The 20,248-nt window shown below is 64.3% G+C and carries 19 protein-coding genes; 6 read left to right on the top strand and 13 right to left on the bottom strand.

Features of this window, described 5'->3' with window-relative positions; all coding sequences use genetic code 11:
- Positions 1-3: 3 nt before the first annotated feature.
- The 11 genes from A3AC_RS0126220 to A3AC_RS0126270 form a co-directional block, all read right to left on the bottom strand.
- Positions 4-2,148 (bottom strand): ArnT family glycosyltransferase, encoded by a 2,145-nt coding sequence (locus A3AC_RS0126220; RefSeq protein ID WP_025602400.1) that lies wholly within the window; start codon positions 2,146-2,148, stop codon positions 4-6.
- Positions 2,149-2,505: 357 nt separating this feature from the next.
- A complete protein-coding gene (locus A3AC_RS0126225; RefSeq protein ID WP_025602401.1) occupies positions 2,506-3,252 on the bottom strand; it encodes an SDR family oxidoreductase in 747 nt (248 codons plus the stop codon).
- 104 nt (positions 3,253-3,356) lie between these two features.
- The gene (locus tag A3AC_RS0126230) at positions 3,357-3,941 is read right to left on the bottom strand and encodes a TIGR00730 family Rossman fold protein (RefSeq protein ID WP_025602402.1); all 585 of its coding nucleotides are present in this window, start codon (positions 3,939-3,941) and stop codon (positions 3,357-3,359) included.
- Between the two features lie 10 nt (positions 3,942-3,951).
- Positions 3,952-4,665, bottom strand: coding sequence for a TetR/AcrR family transcriptional regulator (locus A3AC_RS0126235; protein ID WP_025602403.1), 714 nt, complete (start codon positions 4,663-4,665; stop codon positions 3,952-3,954).
- A gap of 218 nt (positions 4,666-4,883) precedes the next feature.
- On the bottom strand, positions 4,884-5,609 hold the full coding sequence (locus A3AC_RS30260) for a diacylglycerol kinase (protein ID WP_025602404.1): 726 nt from the start codon (positions 5,607-5,609) through the stop codon (positions 4,884-4,886).
- Between the two features lie 20 nt (positions 5,610-5,629).
- Positions 5,630-6,661, bottom strand: a complete 1,032-nt coding sequence (locus A3AC_RS0126245; RefSeq protein ID WP_025602405.1) for a glycosyltransferase family 4 protein — start codon at positions 6,659-6,661, stop codon at positions 5,630-5,632.
- A gap of 52 nt (positions 6,662-6,713) precedes the next feature.
- Positions 6,714-7,661: a UDP-2,3-diacylglucosamine diphosphatase gene (locus A3AC_RS0126250; protein WP_025602406.1), complete on the bottom strand. Its 948-nt coding sequence runs from the start codon at positions 7,659-7,661 to the stop codon at positions 6,714-6,716.
- Positions 7,662-7,825: 164 nt separating this feature from the next.
- Positions 7,826-8,407: an RDD family protein gene (locus A3AC_RS0126255; RefSeq protein ID WP_025602407.1), complete on the bottom strand. Its 582-nt coding sequence runs from the start codon at positions 8,405-8,407 to the stop codon at positions 7,826-7,828.
- Positions 8,408-8,420: 13 nt separating this feature from the next.
- Entirely contained in the window at positions 8,421-9,185 is a 765-nt protein-coding gene (locus A3AC_RS0126260) for a DUF3106 domain-containing protein (protein ID WP_025602408.1), read from the bottom strand.
- Positions 9,186-9,201: 16 nt separating this feature from the next.
- Positions 9,202-9,624: a DUF3619 family protein gene (locus tag A3AC_RS0126265; protein WP_025602409.1), complete on the bottom strand. Its 423-nt coding sequence runs from the start codon at positions 9,622-9,624 to the stop codon at positions 9,202-9,204.
- On the bottom strand, positions 9,621-10,184 hold the full coding sequence (locus A3AC_RS0126270) for an RNA polymerase sigma factor (protein WP_025602410.1): 564 nt from the start codon (positions 10,182-10,184) through the stop codon (positions 9,621-9,623). The genes A3AC_RS0126265 and A3AC_RS0126270 overlap by 4 nt, the downstream gene beginning before the upstream one ends.
- A gap of 354 nt (positions 10,185-10,538) precedes the next feature.
- On the opposite strand from A3AC_RS0126270, the gene A3AC_RS0126275 reads away from it, so the two are divergent.
- The 6 genes from A3AC_RS0126275 to A3AC_RS0126300 all read left to right on the top strand — a co-directional run bounded on the left by A3AC_RS0126275 (position 10,539) and on the right by A3AC_RS0126300 (position 17,804).
- The gene (locus tag A3AC_RS0126275) at positions 10,539-12,302 is read left to right on the top strand and encodes an acetolactate synthase 3 catalytic subunit (RefSeq protein WP_025602411.1); all 1,764 of its coding nucleotides are present in this window, start codon (positions 10,539-10,541) and stop codon (positions 12,300-12,302) included.
- Between the two features lie 111 nt (positions 12,303-12,413).
- Entirely contained in the window at positions 12,414-12,905 is a 492-nt protein-coding gene (ilvN, locus tag A3AC_RS0126280; RefSeq protein ID WP_025602412.1) for an acetolactate synthase small subunit, read from the top strand.
- A 145-nt stretch (positions 12,906-13,050) separates the two neighbouring features.
- Positions 13,051-14,067, top strand: coding sequence for a ketol-acid reductoisomerase (gene ilvC / locus A3AC_RS0126285; protein WP_025602413.1), 1,017 nt, complete (start codon positions 13,051-13,053; stop codon positions 14,065-14,067).
- 134 nt (positions 14,068-14,201) lie between these two features.
- Positions 14,202-14,840, top strand: coding sequence for a phosphatidylserine decarboxylase (locus tag A3AC_RS0126290; protein WP_025602414.1), 639 nt, complete (start codon positions 14,202-14,204; stop codon positions 14,838-14,840).
- A 24-nt stretch (positions 14,841-14,864) separates the two neighbouring features.
- Positions 14,865-15,731: a CDP-diacylglycerol--serine O-phosphatidyltransferase gene (pssA, locus tag A3AC_RS0126295; RefSeq protein ID WP_025602415.1), complete on the top strand. Its 867-nt coding sequence runs from the start codon at positions 14,865-14,867 to the stop codon at positions 15,729-15,731.
- A 525-nt stretch (positions 15,732-16,256) separates the two neighbouring features.
- A complete protein-coding gene (locus A3AC_RS0126300) occupies positions 16,257-17,804 on the top strand; it encodes a 2-isopropylmalate synthase (RefSeq protein ID WP_025602416.1) in 1,548 nt (515 codons plus the stop codon).
- 136 nt (positions 17,805-17,940) lie between these two features.
- On the opposite strand, the gene A3AC_RS0126305 is transcribed toward A3AC_RS0126300, so the two are convergent.
- Complete coding sequence (locus tag A3AC_RS0126305) at positions 17,941-19,509, bottom strand: SulP family inorganic anion transporter (RefSeq protein ID WP_025602417.1); 1,569 nt, start codon at positions 19,507-19,509, stop codon at positions 17,941-17,943.
- A gap of 78 nt (positions 19,510-19,587) precedes the next feature.
- Complete coding sequence (locus A3AC_RS0126310; RefSeq protein ID WP_025602418.1) at positions 19,588-20,223, bottom strand: carbonic anhydrase; 636 nt, start codon at positions 20,221-20,223, stop codon at positions 19,588-19,590.
- Positions 20,224-20,248 lie beyond the last annotated feature (25 nt).

Here is a 20,248-nt window from a genome sequence, read left to right on the forward strand (position 1 = left end):
GACTTACGGACCATCAGCATCAGCGTCAGCCGCAGCCGGCGCGGCGGCCGGCGTGCGCACGAACACGCGCAACAACTCGTCGGTATCGCCGGGACGTGCGCCGCTCCAGAAGAGCCGCCAGTCGCCCGCCGGCATGAGAGCGTTGTTGCGGCGGCTTTCGACTATCAGCCACGTGCACTCGGTCGTGCGCGCATTAGCAGTCGGCTGATGCTCGATGCCCGCGTAGTAGTCGAGCATCGGCGCCTCGGATTCGCCGAGCCCGACGCTCGCCATGCAATCGCCGTCGTTCCATTCCACATTCAAGGCGGCGCCGAGGTTTTCGAACACCGAGCGGTAGCTCTTCGCATAGTCGAGCCAAGGCAGCAGCAGCGTGCTGACGAGTCCCCACGCGATGATCGCGCCCGCGCACCAGCTCAGCGCACCGCGCCACTTGCCCGCGTATTTGAATACCGGCAGCAGCCAGAGCCAGCCGAGCGTCATCAACAGCGCGGCGGCGATCAGGCCGGGTCTCACCGGCAACACCCAGTCGAGCGGCAACCATCGGCCGAGCCGATGCAGCGAAGCGTGCGCGTTGACCGGACCGCTCATGATCGACCACACGATCCATGCGAGCGCCGCCGTGCTGCCGAACAGCACGCGGCTCATCATGTCCCAGACCGTGTGCAGACGCCGCGGCAGCCGCTCGACGCCTTGCATCGCGAGCAACGCAAGCGGCGCGATGAACGGCAGGATGTAGAGCTCGCGGATCGTCGCCGAGTTTTGCAGCACCGCGAAGCCGACGCCCGCGAAGATCGCCGGCAACGCGACGCGCGGATCGCGCCAGCGCCGCCAGGCACCGCCTGCCAGCGCGGCCAGCGCGAGCGGCACGGCTGGAAAACCGACGCTTAGCACGGTGCGCAGTACGAAGAGCCGGCTTTCGCTTTCCGAGCCCAGTTCCGCGACCGAAAAGCCGAAAAAGCGGCCGATGTTGTTGTCCCAGAGCCAGATCCTGAAGAGCGCCTCGGAGCGCAGATAGAAGCAGATCGGCCAGATCAGCGCGAACGGTGCGGAGACCAGCGCCGCGATGCCCAGCGCGGCGGCGAAACTGCGGCTGCGGCAGGCGGGATACAGCACAAGCAGGGCGCAGGTCGTCGCGCCGAATACCAGCGGCACAAACAGGCCCTTGGCGAGGAACGCCACGCCCACGCCTGCGCCGAACATCGCCGCGCCGCTCGCAATCGCATGCCGGCGCACGCGCGCGGCGTCCCCGGAGAGGCTGCTCTGCGCGCCGTCGTCGCGAAGATGCACCAGCACCAGTTCGAAGAGCCCGCAGAAGCCGATGGCCGCGCCGGCCATCAGCGCGACGTCGGTCATCATGTCGTGAACATGCTTCACGACGACGAGCGTGCCGCCGAACAGCGCTACCGTGCCGATCACGCGCACGTCGAACCAGTTCGACGCATCCACCGCGCGGCGTGCGACGCGGGCCGTGTAGTACACGGTCAGGCCCGCGAACAGCGCGCTCGCGAGCCGTGCCGCGTCGTGCAGCGGCAGATAGCGGCCGAACATCCATGCAAGGCCCGCGGCGACCCAGTCGTAGACAGGCGGTTTTTCGACGAACGGCTGGCCGGCATTGGTCGGCACGACGAGGTCGCCGGTGTCGAGCATGTGCTGGACGATGCCGAACGTATAGGTCTCGTCCTGCTTCCAGGGATCGTGCCCCAAGGTGCCCGGCAGCAACCATGCGCACAGGATCGCCAGCGCGACAAGCCACATCAGCGGACGGACGGTGCTCAGCGAGCGCCAGCGTTCGCTGCCGCCGCTCGCGCGTTCTGCTGCCGGCGAGCCGAAGGCGGGTTGGCCGGCCGCGCCGGATACGCGCGGTCGGGCAGGCTTCGCGGGGCGCGTGGGCGCCGCAGCTTCGGAGGTCTGGGTGTCAGCCGCGCTCAGGTTGTTCGGGATGGTTGCGCTGTTCAGGCTCTTGGGGTTGAGCGAGCTGATCGGGCTGATCGGGCTGATCGGGCTGTTTGGGCCGTCCAGGCCGCTCACGCCGGTCGTGGTGGCGCGCGCCGACCGCGCCTGTTGCGCGCTGTCGACGAGGCCGCCCGTCGCGGACACCGCCGCCGCGACGCTCCCCTGGCGCCGCACTGTGGAAGACTTTTCTTGCATGAAACGATCTCTGGTCGCGGTGCGCGGCAACAGGTTGGCGCGCACGATGTTCTAGCTTTGCGTCGCGCGAGTCCGCGCAATCGTCGCGATTGTAGTCTTCCATTATTACGATTGATTACAGGCGCGGTGGCGCACAGATGCAGCCATTGCGCGTGCCGCGGCGATGGCTGGCACTGCTCATGAGGCAACGGAGAGCGTGGAAGGCGTGGAAGGTGTGGACAGCGGGGAAAGAGCGGAAAGAGCGGAAAGAGCGGAAAGCGCAGACAGCTGCAGAAACCCGGCGCGTGTTCCTGTCACCGCATATTCGAAGACGGCGCATGAAACCGGGCACCGCACGAAGCGGCGAAAGAAGCGCGGCTAACGGCCGCCTGCAACGTCGAGCAGCGCGCCGGTGACATACGACGCCGCGTCGCTCAGCAGCCAGACGATGGTTTGCGCGACTTCGTCGGCGCGGCCCGGACGCCCCAATGGCGTGGCCGCGCCGAGCTGGGCCGCGCGCTCCGGCTTGCCGCCGCTCGCGTGGATCTCGGTATCGATGAGGCCGGGCCGTACCGCGTTCACGCGCACGCCTCGCGGCCCGAGTTCTTTCGCGAGACCGAGCGTCATGGTGTCGACTGCGCCTTTGGAGCCCGCATAGTCGACATATTCGTTGGGCGAGCCCAGCCGCGCCGCCGCGGAAGACACATTCACGATCACGCCGCCCGCGCCGCCGCGATCCGTCGACATGCGCCGCGCGGCTTCGCGCGCGCACAGATACGCGCCCAGCACGTTGACATTGAACATGCGCGTGAGGCGCGCGAGATCCATGTCGGCAAGCGGCATGGACGGGGCAACGATGCCCGCGTTGTTGACCAGCGCGTCGAGGCGCCCGAACTGCCGTGCGACCGCGTCGAACATGGCGAGCACGTCGGCTTCGTTGGCGACGTCGCCGGCAACCGGCAGCGCGCGTCCGCCGGCACGCTCGACCTCGGCGACGGTTTCTTCCGCCGCCTCGAGGTTCTGCGCGTAGTTCACGCCCACCGACCAGCCGTGCGCGCCAAGCAGGCGCGCGGTCGCGCGGCCTATGCCGCGGCTGCCGCCGGTGATCAGAACGGTTTGGGTCATCGCAGCCTCGACGGGCAAGTAGAGTAAGAGCCTGAATCCTGCGTAAGGCGAACCGAAACGCGCGGTCCGTCAGCGACAGCGGTAGCCGCAGCCAGATCCGCGCATCAAACGGCGTCGCGCTTGATGGCCCACTTGTCCGCGGCGGGCGGCTGATAGCGTTGCAGCTTGCCGATTAGGCCGGCGGGATCGGCGTCGATCTGCAGAATATCCAGATACGTTTGCCGCATGAAGCCTTCTTCCACCGTGTGCTGCAACAGCTTGATCAGCGGATCGTAAAAGCCGTCGATATTGAGCAGTGCCACGGGTTTCTGGTGGTAGCCGAGCTGCGCCCACGTGTAGACCTCGAAGAATTCCTCGAGCGTGCCGGCGCCGCCTGGCATCGCGACGAACGCATCGGACAGATCGGCCATCATCTTCTTGCGATGATGCATGTCGGGCACCACGTGCAATTCCGTCAAGCCGTTATGGCCGACTTCCTTGTTGACGAGCAGCTCCGGAATCACGCCGATCGCGCGGCCGCCTTCGGCCATGACTGTGTCGGCGATCACGCCCATCAAACCGACCTTGCCGCCGCCATACACGAGCGCGAGATCGGCCTCTACCAGCGCACTTCCGAACGCGCGCGCGGCCTCTGCATACAAGGGCCTGGCTCCATTCGCGGAGCCGCAATACACACACACCGACTTCATGAAAAACGTCCTATTCGTTGCGGGGCGCGGCGCCTTCCTTTGGCGGGAGATAGTCGTAGAACTCGCGCTTTTGCAGCTTGCCCGACACGAGATCGTCGAAAATCTGCCGTGAGCGGCCGCGCAGGTAAGGCGCCATCAACGACACGATCTGCACGCTCACCTGGTGCAGCTCCGCGCGAATCGCCTCCTGCTCGTTGTATTTGCGCGGATTCATCACGAACTGATACGACAGCCAATACGTTGCGATCACACCGATATTCGTCGCGATCACCTGCAGCTCGTCTGGCGTGGCGACCATTTCGCCGTCCGCGACGAGCTGGTCGCAGAACTGGCTCGCAAAGCGCACCTTGTGGCTGATGATCTGCTTGAAATGCGTTTCGAGCGTGCGGTTGCGGGCAAGCAGGTCGTTCAGGTCGCGATACAGAAAGCGGTAGCGCCAGGTGAAATCGACCATGTACTGCAGATACGACCACATTTCGTCGATGGTCGCGCGGTGGTCGTCGGGGAAACGCAGACGCTTTTCGATCTCCTGCTCGAACTGGCTGAAGATGCTGTTGATGATGTCGTCTTTGTTGCGGAAGTGATAGTACAGGTTGCCTGGACTGATTTCCATTTCCTCGGCGATGGTCGTCGTCGTGACGTTCGGCTCGCCGATTTCGTTGAATAGTTTCAACGACAGTTCGAGTATCCGTTCGCGGGTGCGGCGGGGAGGTTTGGCTTCCATGTCGTCCGGCCCTGGTTACGCCGGGTTGGGCGCGCGGCGGCGTGCCGCTGCTTTTCGGTCCACCCGGACGCGGTTGCTATTTTGAGACTGCCGGACGATTATAAACCGAGCGTTCTAATCTCAAGCGGGCACTCAGGGTTTTCATTGTCCGGGACGGCGTAGCGCGTTGCTGCGCGGGGCTTGCAGCGCCCTGGCTTCGCCCGTCGCCCCGGCGTAGATCAAAGCCACGCGTTCACCCAACGCACGACGAGCGGGCCGACAATCAACCCCCACGTCATCAGGCACATGCCGAGCGCGACCATCACCGCGGCACTGCCCAGGTCTTTCGCGCGACGCGAGAGCTCGTGCCGTTCGAGCGAAATGCGGTCGATGGCGGCTTCCACGCTCGAATTCAGCAACTCGACGATCAGCACGAGCAGCACCGAGCCGAGCAGCAACACGCGCGATACCGGCTCGACCGGCACCAGCACGCCGCACGGCAGCAGGATTGCGGCGAGCGTCAGCTCCTGACGAAACGCACTTTCCTCGCGGATCGCGACGCGAAAACCCGCGAGCGAGTTCTTCATCGCGTGCCAGGCCCGCGTGAGGCCGCGATTGCCCTTGTACGGATTGAAGGGCAGCGGCGCGAGCGGATCGTCGGGGCCGAGCGGTTCGTGCGGTGTTTCGTTCGGCGCGTGCGCGCCGCCGTCGGCGTCAGGATGGCCAGGACGGCCACGGTCGGTGCGGCCGTGCTGGCCATTGCGGCCATGTACGTCGAGGTGATCGAGTGCGCTCGCTTCATGGACGTCGTCGAACGGCTCGACGCCCGCGCTGTCGCGCTCGTCACGCTGGTCGCGCTCGTCGCTCTGGTCTCGCTCGTCGTCACGATGCGCGTCGCCGGCGTGTACGGCGCGCAGCGCGCCATTCGTGGATGCGCGGCTCGCGGGGAAGGATCGGCGTTGCATGGGCAGCCTGGCGCGCCGCCTCACGCGGCTGCGCTTTCCTCGCGATACGAGGCATGCGGCAATGGCTTCAGATGCGCGGCGAACTGCTCCGAGGCCGCCGCCCACGAGAAGCGCTCGGCCCACGCCCTTGCATGCGCGCGGTCGATCTTGAGCGCTTCGAGGCAGGCTTCGCGCAGGTCTTCGTTCATCGCTCCGGCGCCGCCGTCGCCGAGCACGTCGATCGGGCCGGTGACCGGATAGGCCGCCACCGGCGTGCCGCACGCGAGCGCTTCGAGCAGCACGAGCCCGAACGTGTCGGTGCGGCTCGGGAACACGAACACGTCCGCTGCCGCATACACCTTCGCGAGTTCTGCCTGCGTGAGCACGCCAAGATAATTCGCCTGCGGATAGCGCGACTTCAGTTCGGCGAGCGCCGGGCCTTCGCCCGCAACCCATTTCGAGCCCGGCAAGTCGAGCTTCAGGAAGGCTTCGACATTCTTCTCGACGGCCACGCGTCCCACGTAAAGAAAAATCGGGCGAGCGGTGTTGAGCACCTTCGAATCCATCGGGTGAAAAATGTCGAGATCCACGCCGCGCGTCCACAGCACGACGTTCGTAAAACCGTATTTTTCGAGGTCGCTTTTCACCACCGGCGTGGGCGCCATCACCGCGAGCGACGGCTTGTGGAACCAGTGCAGGAACTTGTACGTCGCCGCGAGTGGAATGCCGAAACGCGCCTGCACATATTCGGGAAAGCGCGTGTGATAGGCGGTAGTGAAGGGCAGCTTGTGCTGGATCGCGTAGGCACGCGCGGCCATGCCGAGCGGGCCTTCCGTGGCGATATGCAGTGCGTCGGGCTGGAACGCGTCAATACGCTCGCGCAGCTTGCGGCGCGGCAGAAGCGACAGACGGATTTCGGGGTAGGTCGGGCAGGGTATCGTTCTGAATTCGAGCGGCGTCAGCAGATCGACGCGGTGGCCGAGCCCGGTGAGCTCACGGGTGGTGTTCTTGAGCGTGCGCACGACGCCGTTGACCTGCGGTTCCCATGCGTCGGTGACGATCATGATCTTCATCGATTCGTTCCTCGATTGTGTGCCCGCTCCCGACGAGAGCAGTAAGGATGCGTTACGCGGTCGCCCGGGCTTTCTGCAGGCCCGCTTGCGGCGCGCGCATCACGGTCCAGTAGATCACCTTGAGTTCGCCCTCGTACGTTTCGACGAGTGCCGACAGGCTTTCGACCCAGTCGCCGTCGTTGCAATACAGCACGCCGTCTATGTCGCGTATCTCGGCTTTGTGAATGTGCCCGCAGACCACGCCGTCGCAGCCTCGGCGGCGCGCTTCGTCTGTCATCACGCGTTCGAACGACGAGATGAAGTTCACCGCGTTCTTCACCTGATGCTTCAGGTATTGCGACAGCGACCAGTACGGAAAGCCGAGCCGGCTGCGGATCCGGTTGAACCAGCGGTTCAGGATCAGGATCATCGTGTAGAGCGTGTCGCCCAGATACGCGAGCCATTTCGCGTGCTGGATCACGCCGTCGAACAGGTCGCCGTGCACGATCCACAGGCGCTTGCCGGCGAGCGTCGTATGAAACGCCTCGCCGCGCACGTGGATATCGCCGAACGCGAGGTCGCAGAACTGGCGCGCGGCTTCGTCGTGATTGCCCGGCACGTAGACGACCTGGGTGCCCTTGCGAGCCTTGCGCAGCACCTTCTGCACGACGTCGTTGTGCGCCTGCGGCCAGTACCAGCCTTTCTTCAACTGCCAGCCGTCGATGATGTCGCCGACGAGATACAGATACTCCGACTCGTTGTGACGCAGAAAATCGAGCAGATACGGCGCCTGGCAGCCGCTCGAGCCGAGATGGATGTCGGACAGCCAGATCGTGCGGTAGCGGTGCGGCTCGGCATGATCGTCGTCATGCTGAGGAGTGGGCGCGGGCGTGTCGAGCTGCTGCGGCGCGGCGGGCAGCGGCAAGCCGTGGCTATGAGTGGGGCCGGGGCGGAACGCGACGGGGTCGACGCTCGGGCCGGTCTGGCGGAACAGGGAAGTCGCGGACGTTCTGGAGTCCATGGCTCACGCGTCGAGTTGCAGTGCCCGTATTGGGCCTACGGCGCGTGACTGTGCCGTGACAGTCATGAGAAGTTCTTATTACTAAGGCGGGGCGCCGGGCGCGCATTCCGATGCGGCGCGCAACGCAGGTGGCGCACGCGTGGCGCGCCGCACTCATCCGGCGCCTAGCGCGCGACGTCGATCACGCGGGTGCCGGCAAGGCGGTCATGCAGGAACTGCCGGCTCGCGCCCACGCGGCCGGTTGCCGCCCAGAGTACGAACCAGACGCCGGCAAGCGCAAGGGTTTGCGGCAGGCGCAACCCGAAGAGCGGATGCAGCGCGAGCGGCGGCAGAAACCATAGCCAGGCCAGCACGTAGCGCGCGATGGCGCGCCATGCGGAAAGCGGCGCGCCGTCGGCGGTTACCACGCGCAGGCGCCAGGTTTTCATCGGCAGCGTCTGGCCGCTGTGGGTCCAGAACCACACGAAATACAGACCGACGACAAGGCCGATCCACGCCGCGAGCAGGTTGTGGTGCGTGAGCCCGTTGCGCTGCTGCGTGAGCGTGCTGAACAGATAGCCCGCGACGAATACGACGCCGAACAGCAGCAGCGCTTCGTACAGCAGCGCGGCGAGGCGGCGGCGCACGCTGGGCGGCCTGACGCCGGCCGACGGTGACGCCGCCGCCGGCCCTGCCGCAGGCGTACTTGCGCTGGACGCCGAACCGGCTTCCGGGTTGGGTTTGGAGGTCGCGCGCGGCTCGGACACGGGCAAGCGCGGCTTAGGAACCATTGAAGATGGACGGCGCTTCCGCCGGCGAAACCGGCACCGGCGTAGCCGGCACGAAGCTGCCGGCCGCCGGAATGCCCGGCAGCGACGCCGGGCTCGGCAACGACGCGGCAGCCGCCGCGCTCGCCGACGGCGTGCCGCTTGCAGCGCGCTCGCGCGCATTGACCAGCCGGTCGAGGCCCTTGATCTCACTGCGGCCCGACGGCGGCGCGCTGACCACGCTGGGGCGCCGCTTATGCTCGCTCGCGGCCAGCCGCTGCTTGAGTTCTTCCGGCAACTCCTGATACGCCTTCCAAGCGTTCTGACGTGCTTCGCGCGGCAACTGCTTCGAGACCTGATAATTTTCCCGCGCAACGCGCCGCTGATCGGGCGTCATGCGAACCCATTCGGTCATCCGCTCGTGCAGGCGTTTTTGTGCTTCAGGCGATAACTTCGAGTAACGCGACGCGATTTTCAGCCATTTGCGCTTGCGCTCGTCGCTAAACGAATCCCACTGCGACTCGAACGGCGCAAGGGCGATATGTTCGGCCGGGCTCAGGCGCGACCAGGCCAGCGGGCTTTTGCTGCCCGGCAGGCTGGGCAACTCGACGCCGAGCGTGGTCGTGGGCGAGGGTGCAGGCGCCGCGCCGCTGCCGTTCGCGGCAGGCGCTCCGGCGGGTGAGGGACTCGGGTAAAAGCGCGGATACGTCGCGGCAAACGACACGAGCGCCGCTATCGCACATCCGAAAACAACGGCAAGACCGCGCTTATAGCTCACCCGAACGATCTCCCGCTCAGTGGGCGCGCGAAAGATACGCGTTGAAGCCGTGGTCGAGATAGGCATTGAGCGGCAGGTCGTCGCTTAACATGGCGGCATCGATGTCGGCGAGCTCGGCCGTGCGTTGCTGGTCTTCCCAGTAGGCAATGCCGACGAGGCTCACAAGGAGCGCGGCGAGCGGCCACGCCAGCGCGAAGCGGCGCAGCGGCGAGCGGCGGCGCTGCGGCCGTGCTTCGTTCGGGACGCCGGACGGCACGCCGGCGAAGGCCGGGACGAAGACCGGCGCATTCACGGTTTCGGGCTTCTTGCGGGCAAGCGCGGCGCGGCGGGCGGCGGCCAACCGGTCGACGGTGGCGGACGGAATGCCGGCCGCGTTTTCGTCGAGCGCGCGGCGCACCTGGCGGGCGAACTCGAGTTCTTTTGTTTCGAGGGAGCTCATAGCGTGATTCCTTTGGCCTTGAGCGCTTGCGCCAGCGTGTGGGTGGCCCGCGAGCAGTGCGTCTTCACACTTCCTTCGGAGCAGCCCATTGCGGCGGCAGTCTCAGCGACATCCATATCTTCCCAATAACGCATGAGAAACGCCTCCCGTTGACGTGCCGGCAATTTTTGGATCTCGTCGTCGATTGTCTGCAGGACCTGTTCGCGCTCCAGTTTGCGCTCGTTGCTCTCGGCGCCCACCGAGCCTTGCTCGGCCTCGAACGTTTCGAGCGGATCGAATTCATCGTCGTCCGAATTGCCGAGCGACGAGAACAGACTCACCCACGTATTGCGCACTTTCGCACGACGGAAATAGTCGTGCATCGCATTCTGCAGAATACGCTGAAACAGCAGCGGAAGCTCGGCCGCGGGACGGTCGCCGTATTTTTCGGCGAGCTTGATCATCGCGTCCTGCACGATATCCAGCGAGGCGTCGTCGTCCCGCACGGCGTAGACCGTCTGCTTGAATGCGCGCCTTTCGACGCCCGCCAGAAAATCGGCGAGTTCCTTGTCTGATGCCATCCGTTTGGGGGTCGGCGCAGCGAGCGTGCGCGTAATCGGTCGAAAAATGTCGTAAAACTCGCGGATGCTAACAAATTTTTGCGTAACCAGGGGCGAAACGTGGGCCGGCGCGTGTCGTCACGACGCGCCGCGTCGGTCAGAACGGCTGCGCGCGGCGGGCGTTCGGGCAATATTTGCTTGACCGCGCGGGCGTCTGCCGCTATCGTCGCTGGTTCGCAACATAAGTGACTTGTCTCATTGAGGTGTGGCCCAAGAAGCTCACCTGTCAACTGGACGCGCCGCTTGAACCCGAGCCACAAGCCCGGCAGAGAGCACCCGATCAATTTTTTGCCGAAAATTCGAAAGGTGAATTGAATGAATATGCCCAGCGCGGAATTCTCCACGTCGGATACCACTCCACACCACGAAGCTGACTCTATCGGCGCCACCGTGCTCATGAAGGCACTGGCCGACGAAGACGTCGAGTTCATCTGGGGTTATCCGGGCGGTTCGGTACTCTACATTTACGACGAGCTGTACAAGCAGGACAAGTTCGAGCACATCCTCGTGCGCCACGAACAGGCCGCCGTTCACGCCGCCGACGCCTACGCGCGTTCCACCGGCAAGGTCGGTGTGTGCCTCGTCACCTCCGGCCCCGGCGTCACCAATGCGGTGACCGGCATCGCCACCGCCTACATGGATTCGATCCCGATGGTCGTGATCAGCGGCCAGGTGCCGACTGCCGCGATCGGCCAGGACGCGTTCCAGGAGTGCGACACGGTCGGCATCACGCGTCCCTGCGTGAAGCACAACTTCCTCGTGAAGGACGTGCGCGACCTGGCCGCTACCGTCAAGAAAGCGTTTTTCATTGCCCGTACCGGCCGTCCCGGCCCGGTGCTGATCGACATTCCGAAAGACGTGTCGAAGGCGCCCTGCCAGTACGAGCCGATCAAAAGCGTGTCGCTGCGCTCGTACAACCCGGTCACGAAGGGCCACTCCGGTCAGATCCGCAAAGCGGTCTCGCTGCTGCTGTCGGCGAAGCGCCCGTACATCTACACCGGCGGCGGCATCATCCTCGCGGACGCGTCGCGTGAATTGAACCAGTTCGCCGATCTGCTCGGCTATCCCGTCACCAACACGCTGATGGGTCTGGGCGGCTACCGCGCGAGCGACAAGAAATTCCTCGGCATGCTCGGCATGCACGGCACGTACGAAGCCAACATGGCGATGCAGCACTGCGACGTGCTGATCGCGATCGGCGCACGCTTCGACGACCGTGTGATCGGCGACCCGACGCACTTCGCGTCGCGCCCGCGCAAGATCATCCATATCGACATCGATCCTTCGTCCATTTCCAAACGCGTCAAGGTCGACATTCCGATTGTCGGCGACGTGAAGGAAGTGCTCAAGGAACTGATCGAGCAGTTGCAGACGGCCGAACATGGCCCGGACACCGCGGCGCTCGCCGACTGGTGGAAGGACATCGAAGCCTGGCGCGCGAAAGACTGCCTGAAGTTCGACCGCAAAAGCGACGTCATCAAGCCGCAGTACGTGGTGGAAAAGGCGTGGGAGCTGACCGACGGCAACGCGTTCGTCTGTTCCGACGTCGGCCAGCACCAGATGTGGGCCGCGCAGTTCTATCGCTTCAACAAGCCGCGCCGCTGGATCAATTCGGGCGGCCTCGGCACGATGGGCTTCGGCCTGCCGGCGGCGATGGGCGTGAAGATGGCGCACCCGGACGACGACGTGCTGTGCATCACCGGCGAAGGCTCGATCCAGATGTGTATTCAGGAGCTGTCGACCTGCAAGCAGTACGACACGCCTGTGAAGATCATCTCGCTGAACAACCGCTATCTTGGCATGGTGCGCCAGTGGCAGCAGATCGAATACAGCAAGCGCTATTCGCATTCGTACATGGACGCGCTGCCCGATTTCGTGAAGCTCGCCGAAGCGTACGGCCACGTGGGCATGCGTATCGAACGCACGGCCGATGTCGAGCCGGCGCTGAAGGAAGCGCTGCGCCTGAAAGATCGCACGGTGTTTCTCGACTTCCAGACCGACCCCACCGAAAACGTCTGGCCGATGGTCCAGGCCGGCAAGGGCATCACCGAGATGCTCATGGGTTCGGAAGATCTATAACGGCGGTTTTTAGTGTCGGCTTCGTCGCGCACGTCTTCATAAAAGGCGAAAGCGCACGAAGCGGCGCCCAACCGTTCGCAGACATCGACAAACATCTGGAAGAAGCGAAACATGAGACACATTATTTCCGTCCTGCTGGAAAACGAACCGGGCGCGCTCTCGCGCGTGGTCGGTCTCTTCTCGGCACGCGGCTACAACATTGAAACCTTGACGGTGGCTCCGACCGAAGACCGTTCGCTGTCGCGCATGACCATCGTCTCCATTGGCTCGGACGACGTGATCGAACAGATCACGAAGCATCTGAACCGCCTGATCGAGGTGGTGAAAGTGGTCGACCTGACCGAGGGCGCCCACATTGAGCGCGAGCTGATGTTGATCAAGGTGAGGGCGGTCGGCAAGGAACGTGAGGAAATGAAGCGGATGTCGGATATCTTCCGCGGCCGCATCATCGACGTCACCGAAAAGACCTACACGATCGAACTGACGGGCGCTAGCGACAAGCTCGACGCTTTCATCGAAGGGCTCGATTCCACGGCGATTCTCGAAACGGTCCGTACGGGCAGCTCGGGCATCGGTCGCGGCGAGCGCATCCTGAAGGTGTAACGCCAGAAGGAATTTTCGCGCCGTCAGGCGTTATCCGATCAGGCCGGTTTGTGCCTCAGGAATCCGGCCACGCAACACACACGCAACACACTATTCGCAGCATTTGAATTTCACTGAATCATCCGAATTTAGCCAAGGAACCGACATGAAAGTTTTCTACGACAAGGACGCCGATCTCTCCCTCATCAAGGGCAAGCAGGTCACCATCATCGGCTATGGCTCGCAAGGCCATGCGCACGCGCTGAACCTGAAGGAAAGCGGCGTGAACATCACGGTCGGTCTGCGCAAGGGCGGCGCATCGTGGAGCAAGGCCGAGAACGCCGGCCTGCAGGTGAAGGAAGTGGCGGAAGCCGTGAAGGGCGCGGACGTCGTCATGATGCTGTTGCCGGACGAGCAGATCGCTGAAGTCTACGCGAAGGAAGTTCACGCGAACATCAAGCAAGGCGCGGCGCTCGCGTTCGCGCACGGCTTTAACGTGCACTACGGCCAGGTGATTCCGCGTGCGGATCTGGACGTCATCATGATCGCGCCGAAGGCGCCGGGCCACACGGTTCGCGGCACCTACTCGCAAGGCGGCGGCGTGCCCCACCTGATCGCAGTCGCGCAAGACAAGTCGGGCGCAGCACGTGACATCGCGCTGTCGTACGCAGCGGCAAACGGCGGCGGCCGCGCCGGCATCATCGAAACGAATTTCCGCGAAGAAACGGAAACCGACCTGTTCGGCGAACAGGCCGTGCTGTGCGGCGGTACCGTCGACCTGATCAAGGCCGGTTTCGAAACGCTGGTCGAAGCAGGCTACGCGCCGGAAATGGCGTACTTCGAGTGCCTGCACGAACTGAAGCTGATCGTCGACCTGATCTACGAAGGCGGCATCGCGAACATGAACTACTCGATCTCGAACAACGCCGAGTACGGCGAGTACGTGACGGGTCCGCGCATCGTGACGGCTGAAACGAAGAAGGCGATGAAGGCCGTGCTGACCGACATTCAGACAGGCGAGTACGCGAAGAGCTTCATCATCGAAAACAAGGCCGGCGCTCCGACGCTGCAATCGCGCCGCCGTTTGACCGCCGAGCACCAGATCGAGCAGGTCGGCTCGAAGCTGCGCGCCATGATGCCGTGGATCGCGAAGAACAAGCTGGTCGACCAGTCGAAGAACTAAGAAGTCCGTTTTATCGCACAAAGCCGGCGCGGTGCGTCGCCGCATGCGCCGGTAATGCAAATAGCCGCCCAAGGGTGCTGAACCCTGGGCGGCTTTTGCTATCCTACGGTTTTACAAAAACACTGAAGCCATCCATGAATTACCCACATCCGATCATCGCGCGAGAAGGCTGGCCGTTCATTGCCATCGCGGCCGTCGTAGCATTACTGGTTCACGCTTTCGCGGGGTTCGGCTTTGCTTGGATCTTCTGGCTGATCCTGATCTTCGTCGTGCAGTTCTTCCGCGATCCGGCGCGCCCGATTCCCACGCAGGCAAACGCCGTTCTGTGTCCTGCCGACGGGCGCATCGTCGCGGTCGAGACCGCGCACGATCCGTATGCCAATCGTGAAGCGCTCAAGATCAGCGTGTTCATGAACGTATTCAACGTGCATTCGCAACGCTCTCCGGTGGACGGAGCGATCTCCAAGGTCGAATACTTTCCGGGCGCCTATCTGAACGCGGCAGTGGACAAGGCTTCGCTCGAAAACGAGCGTAATGCGGTCGTGATCGAAATGGCCGGCGGCCACACGGTGACCTCCGTGCAGATCGCCGGTTTGATTGCGCGGCGCATTCTTTGCTACGTCCGTGCAGGTGAGCCGCTTACGCGCGGTCAACGGTACGGCTTTATCCGCTTCGGCTCGCGCGTCGACGTGTATCTGCCGGTGGGCAGCCGTCCGCGTGTGTCGATCGGCGAGAAGGTGTCGGCGTCGTCGACGATCCTCGCTGAACTGTAAAGCGGCACAAAGGAGGTTGTCCGAATGGCCGCATTCAAACCGCGCCGCCCGCGCACCAGTGGACCGCTGCCGCGTCCGTTCCGCCGCAACAAGCCGATCGTGACGGAGTCGCCGGCCGTGGACAGCCGGCGCGCGCAGCGTCAGCAGTTCCTGAGAAAGCGCGGCATCTATCTGCTGCCGAACGCGTTCACCACCGCAGCGCTCTTTTGCGGTTTTTTCGCCGTCGTCCAGGCAATGAACGTGCGCTTCGAAATTGCCGCCATCGCGATCTTCGTGGCGATGGTGCTCGACGGCATGGACGGCCGGGTCGCCCGTATGACGCATACGCAAAGTGCGTTCGGCGAGCAGTTCGACAGTCTGTCGGACATGGTGTCGTTCGGTGTCGCGCCGGCGCTCGTCATGTATGAGTGGATCCTGAAAGACCTCGGGCGCTGGGGCTGGCTCGCTGCGTTCGTCTATTGCTCGGGTGCGGCGTTGCGGCTCGCGCGTTTCAATACCAACATCGGCGTGGTCGACAAGCGGTTCTTCCAGGGCATGCCGAGCCCGGCCGCGGCCGCGCTGATCGCGGGCTTCGTGTGGCTCGCCACCGACAATCGCGTGCCGCTCAAGCTCGTCTGGCTGCCATGGGTTGCCTTCGTGCTGACCATTTACGCGGGCGTGACAATGGTCTCAAACGCGCCGTTCTATAGCGGCAAGGCGCTCGACGTGCGGCATCGCGTGCCGTTTGGCGTGATCCTGCTCGTGGTGGTGGCGTTTGTGCTGGTGTCGTCCGATCCGCCCTTGATGCTGTTCGGCCTGTTCGTGCTGTACGGCTTGTCAGGCTATGTGTTCTGGGCTTACCAGGCGGTGCGGGGCAGGGGCAATCCGGCTCGTTCGGTCGCGCACGACTGATGATCGGCTGATAGGCGTTTCGCGCGTTCTCGTCGCGACGTGCGGGCATGAGACAACGGCGTCGTTCGGGGCGCCGTTTCTTTTTTGGAGTCTGCTTGCGAGGCTGTTTGCACGCGCCCGCATGACGCTCGAGGAAACACCCGCCCAACGCTTGAGGACTGCTCATCAAGCGCATATCAAGCGCACAGAAAGCGCCCGCCAGGCAGGCCTGGCGCCAATTGCACGGCGGGTGGATTGTCGCTATAGTCGTTGGATGACTGCGTCCACGTTCCCTTTTTGGATCGACGCCGCGGCTGCGAGCCGGGCCGGCATCAACCCGCGCTGACGGGCCTGCCGACTGGCGGCAACCACCGCGGCAACCACCGGCGGCAACCACCGCGGCGACTACCGGCGGCAACCAGGTCAACCGGCAATGTCGCTGTTCGCCTCGTGCGGGCCTCGGCGCCGCTCCTCGTGCAGACCACAACCGCATCCTGATTCCAACATCCACTTCCCCCAATTGAACGACTCCGCAGGAGACCCGACATGTCCGACAAACTGATCATATTCGACACTACGCTGCGCGACGGCGAGCAATCGCCTGGCGCCTCGATGACGAAAGAAGAAAAAATTCGTATCGCGAAGCAACTCGAGCGGATGAAAGTGGATGTGATCGAAGCCGGCTTCGCGGCCAGTTCAAACGGCGACTTCGACTCGATTCACACCATCGCGGGATTGATCAAGGAGAGCACGATCTGCTCGCTCGCCCGCGCGAACGACAAGGACATTCAACGCGCGGCGGACGCGCTCAAGCCCGCCGAGCGCTTCCGCATTCACACGTTCATCGCGACCTCGCCGTTGCACATGGAAAAGAAGCTGCGCATGACGCCGGACCAGGTGTTCGAGCAGGCGAAGCTTGCCGTGCGCTTCGCACGCAAATTCACGGACGACGTGGAGTTTTCCCCCGAAGACGGCAGCCGCTCGGATATGGACTTCCTGTGCCGCGTGCTGGAAGCGGTGATCGCGGAAGGCGCGACCACCATCAACATCGCGGATACGGTCGGCTATGGCGTGCCGGAGCTGTACGGCAATCTCGTCAAGACGCTGCGCGAGCGCATTCCGAACTCGCATAAGGCGGTGTTCTCCGTGCATTGCCATAACGACCTCGGCATGGCCGTCGCGAATTCGCTGGCGGGCGTGCAGATTGGCGGCGCGCGTCAGGTCGAGTGCACGATCAACGGTCTCGGCGAGCGGGCGGGCAATACGTCGCTCGAGGAAATCGTGATGGCGGTGAAGACCCGCAAAGATTATTTCGGGCTTGAACTGGGCCTCGACACGACGCAGATCGTGCCGGCGTCCAAGCTCGTGTCGCAAATCACCGGTTTCGTCGTGCAGCCGAACAAGGCCGTGGTCGGCGCGAACGCATTCGCGCATGCGTCGGGCATCCACCAGGACGGCGTGCTGAAGGCGCGCGACACCTACGAAATCATGCGGGCGGAAGACGTGGGCTGGAGCGCGAACAAGATCGTGCTCGGCAAGCTGTCCGGCCGCAATGCGTTCAAGCAGCGTCTGCAGGAACTGGGCATTGCGCTCGACAGCGAGGCGGAACTCAACACCGCATTCGCACGCTTCAAGGAGCTGGCCGATCGCAAGGCAGAGATTTTCGACGAAGACATCATCGCGATCGTCACCGAGGAATCGGCCGAGGCACAGGAGAGGGAGCACTACAAGTTCGTGTCGTTGTCGCAGCATTCGGAGACCGGCGAGCAGCCGCACGCGAAGATCGTGTTCGCGGTGGACGGCAAGGAAATCACCGGCGAGGCGCGTGGCAACGGTCCGGTGGATGCCACGCTCAACGCGATCGAAACGGAAGTGGGCAGCGGTTCGGAATTGCTGCTGTACTCGGTGAACGCAATCACCACCGGCACGCAGGCGCAAGGCGAAGTCACGGTGCGGCTCTCGAAGAGCGGGCGCATCGTCAATGGTGTCGGCACCGATCCGGACATTGTCGCCGCGTCGGCGAAAGCGTATATCTCGGCGCTCAACAAGCTGTACTCGAACTCCGACAAGCTTAATCCGCAGCGCTCGGAGTGAAGCTCTACCAAGCGCTTGCCATTAGCAGCCTGGCAGGCGCGCAACTGCTAAAGGCAGGAAGCCCCGCACCTCGAACGGCGCGGGGCTTTTTCCATGCGGCGTGCGGGTGCCGCTCGCACGCCGCAGTCTCCCCACGTTACTCGGTTGCCGGTCGCCGCATCGACCAGCTGCGCGCGGCGCGCGTCCTGGTGCGGGCCTGATGCCGCACTTCTACTGAAATGCCGCGGCGGGGCGCATCCTCGGCGAAACTGTCGAGCATTTCACGCACGTCGTGATCGACGAAGTCGGCGCGCGTCGCATCCGCGATCAGCGTTGCGCCGTCGGGAATCTGCTGCAGATAGTGCTTGAGCGGCACCTTGCCGAGAAACGACACGTCCTTGCGGAACGACAGCAAGTAGTGGTCGCCATGTTGCGCCAGCACGATAGGGCGGCGCAGATTCGCATACAACGCGAACAGCACGCTGCACAGAATGCCGAGCACGATGCCGATCAACAGGTCCGTCGCGAGCACGCCGACCAGCGTGACGATAAACGGCGCGAAGGGCGCGAATCCCTGCCTGGCGACCGCGACGAACAGCGACGGCTTGGCGAGCTTGAGTCCCGTGAAAATCAGAATCGCTGCAAGGCAGGCGAGCGGGATCAGGTTGATGACGCTCGTCAGCGCGAACACGCTGACGAGCAGCAGCACGCCGTGGATGATTGCCGACAGCCGGCTTTGCGCGCCGGCATGCACGTTCGCGGAACTGCGCACGATCACCGCGGTGATCGGCAGGCCGCCGATAGCGCCGGCAATCAGATTGCCCACGCCTTGGGCCTTCAGTTCGCGGTCCGGCGGCGCGGGGCGGCGCTCAGGGTCGATCTGCTCGACCGCTTCCAGACTCAGCAAGGTCTCGAGACTCGCGACGATCGCGAGCGTAATTGCCACGCGCCACACATCCGGATTGACGAGCTGGGCGAAATGCGGACCGAAGTCGGCCCATTCGAGCGCGACGCTCAAGGCAGCGAACGATTCGAGCGACGGCAACGCGACCCGGTGTTCGGCCTGTGGCGCGAGCGACGGCGCGAGCAGATTCAGCAGCAGCGTCGCGCCGATACCCAACAGCACGACGGCGAGCGGCGCGGGCACGATGCGCACGAGCGCGAAGCGGCGCATGGGGCGCGTTTCCCACGCCATCAGGATCGCCAATGAGAGCAGCGTGATCACGCACGCCACCACCGAAACGCCGCCGAACGGCGCCATGATCGTGCCGGCCGTCTGAGCGGCGCCTTGCGCTTGCCCGTTGACGAGCCCGAGCGCGAGCGGGAACTGCTTGACGATCAGCAGGACACCGATCGCGGCGAGCATGCCCTTGATGACCGGCGACGGCACATACGCGGCGAAGCGGCCCGCCTTAAGCATGCCGAAGCCGAACTGGATCGCGCCGGACAGCAGCACGGCCGCGAGGAACGCGGAAAAGCTGCCGAGCTGCGCAATGCCGTCGACGACGATCACGACGAGGCCCGCCGCGGGTCCGCTGACGCTCAGGCGCGAGCCGCTCAGAACGGCGACGACCAGCCCGCCGACGATGCCTGAGACGAGCCCGGCGAACGGCTCGACGCCGGACGCATTGGCAATGCCGAGGCACAGCGGCAGAGCCACCAGAAAGACGACGGTGCCCGCAAGCGCGTCGCGCTGAAACGTTGAAAAGAATTCTCGAAGATTCATGGTGTCGGGGCGCATGGGTTGATGCCTGATGACAGGCGAGGGCTGTACCGGATATGGCCGGCGCGAGGCGGCGCCGCGCTAGGCCGCGCTGTGGGCGGCTGTCTCGCAGGTCATCGCGTCGTCGGCCTCGTAGCCCGACGTGAGCACCTTCAGGCGCCCGTCTTCGAGCGCGAAGATCCAGCCGTGCACCAGCGGCGCGGGCTGTGCGTCGCGCACGATCGGATTCGCGCGAAGCTGGCGCACCTGCTCGAGCACGTTCAGTTCGGCGAGGCGGTCGACGCGCTCGCGTTCGCTCGCCCGCGCGTCGAGTTCGTCGCGATGCGTTCTCGCGAGCGAGCACAGCGGCGCGATACGGCGGTTCACATGTGGCAGCCCCGGATCGGGCGGCAGCAGCGAGGCGCGCACGCCGCCGCAGCCGTAGTGTCCGCAGACGATCACATGGCCGACCTGCAGCACGCGCACGGCGTATTCGAGAACGCTCGCGGAGTTGTCGTCGTCGGGATGAAAAAGGTTGGCGATGTTGCGGTGGACGAACAGGTCGCCCGGCTCGCAATGCGTAATGGTTTCAGCGGGCACGCGGCTGTCCGAGCAGCCGATCCACAGCACATGCGGATTCTGACCGCGCGCGAGATCGCGGAAAAACTCGGGGTTGCGCTCGGCGGTGTCGTGCGCCCATGCGACGTTGGCAACGAGAAGGCGTTTTGGACGATTCATCGATAGCGGCTCCATAAAGGGGCGC

This window comes from Burkholderia sp. WSM2230 (assembly GCF_000472445.1).
GTDB lineage: Bacteria > Pseudomonadota > Gammaproteobacteria > Burkholderiales > Burkholderiaceae > Paraburkholderia.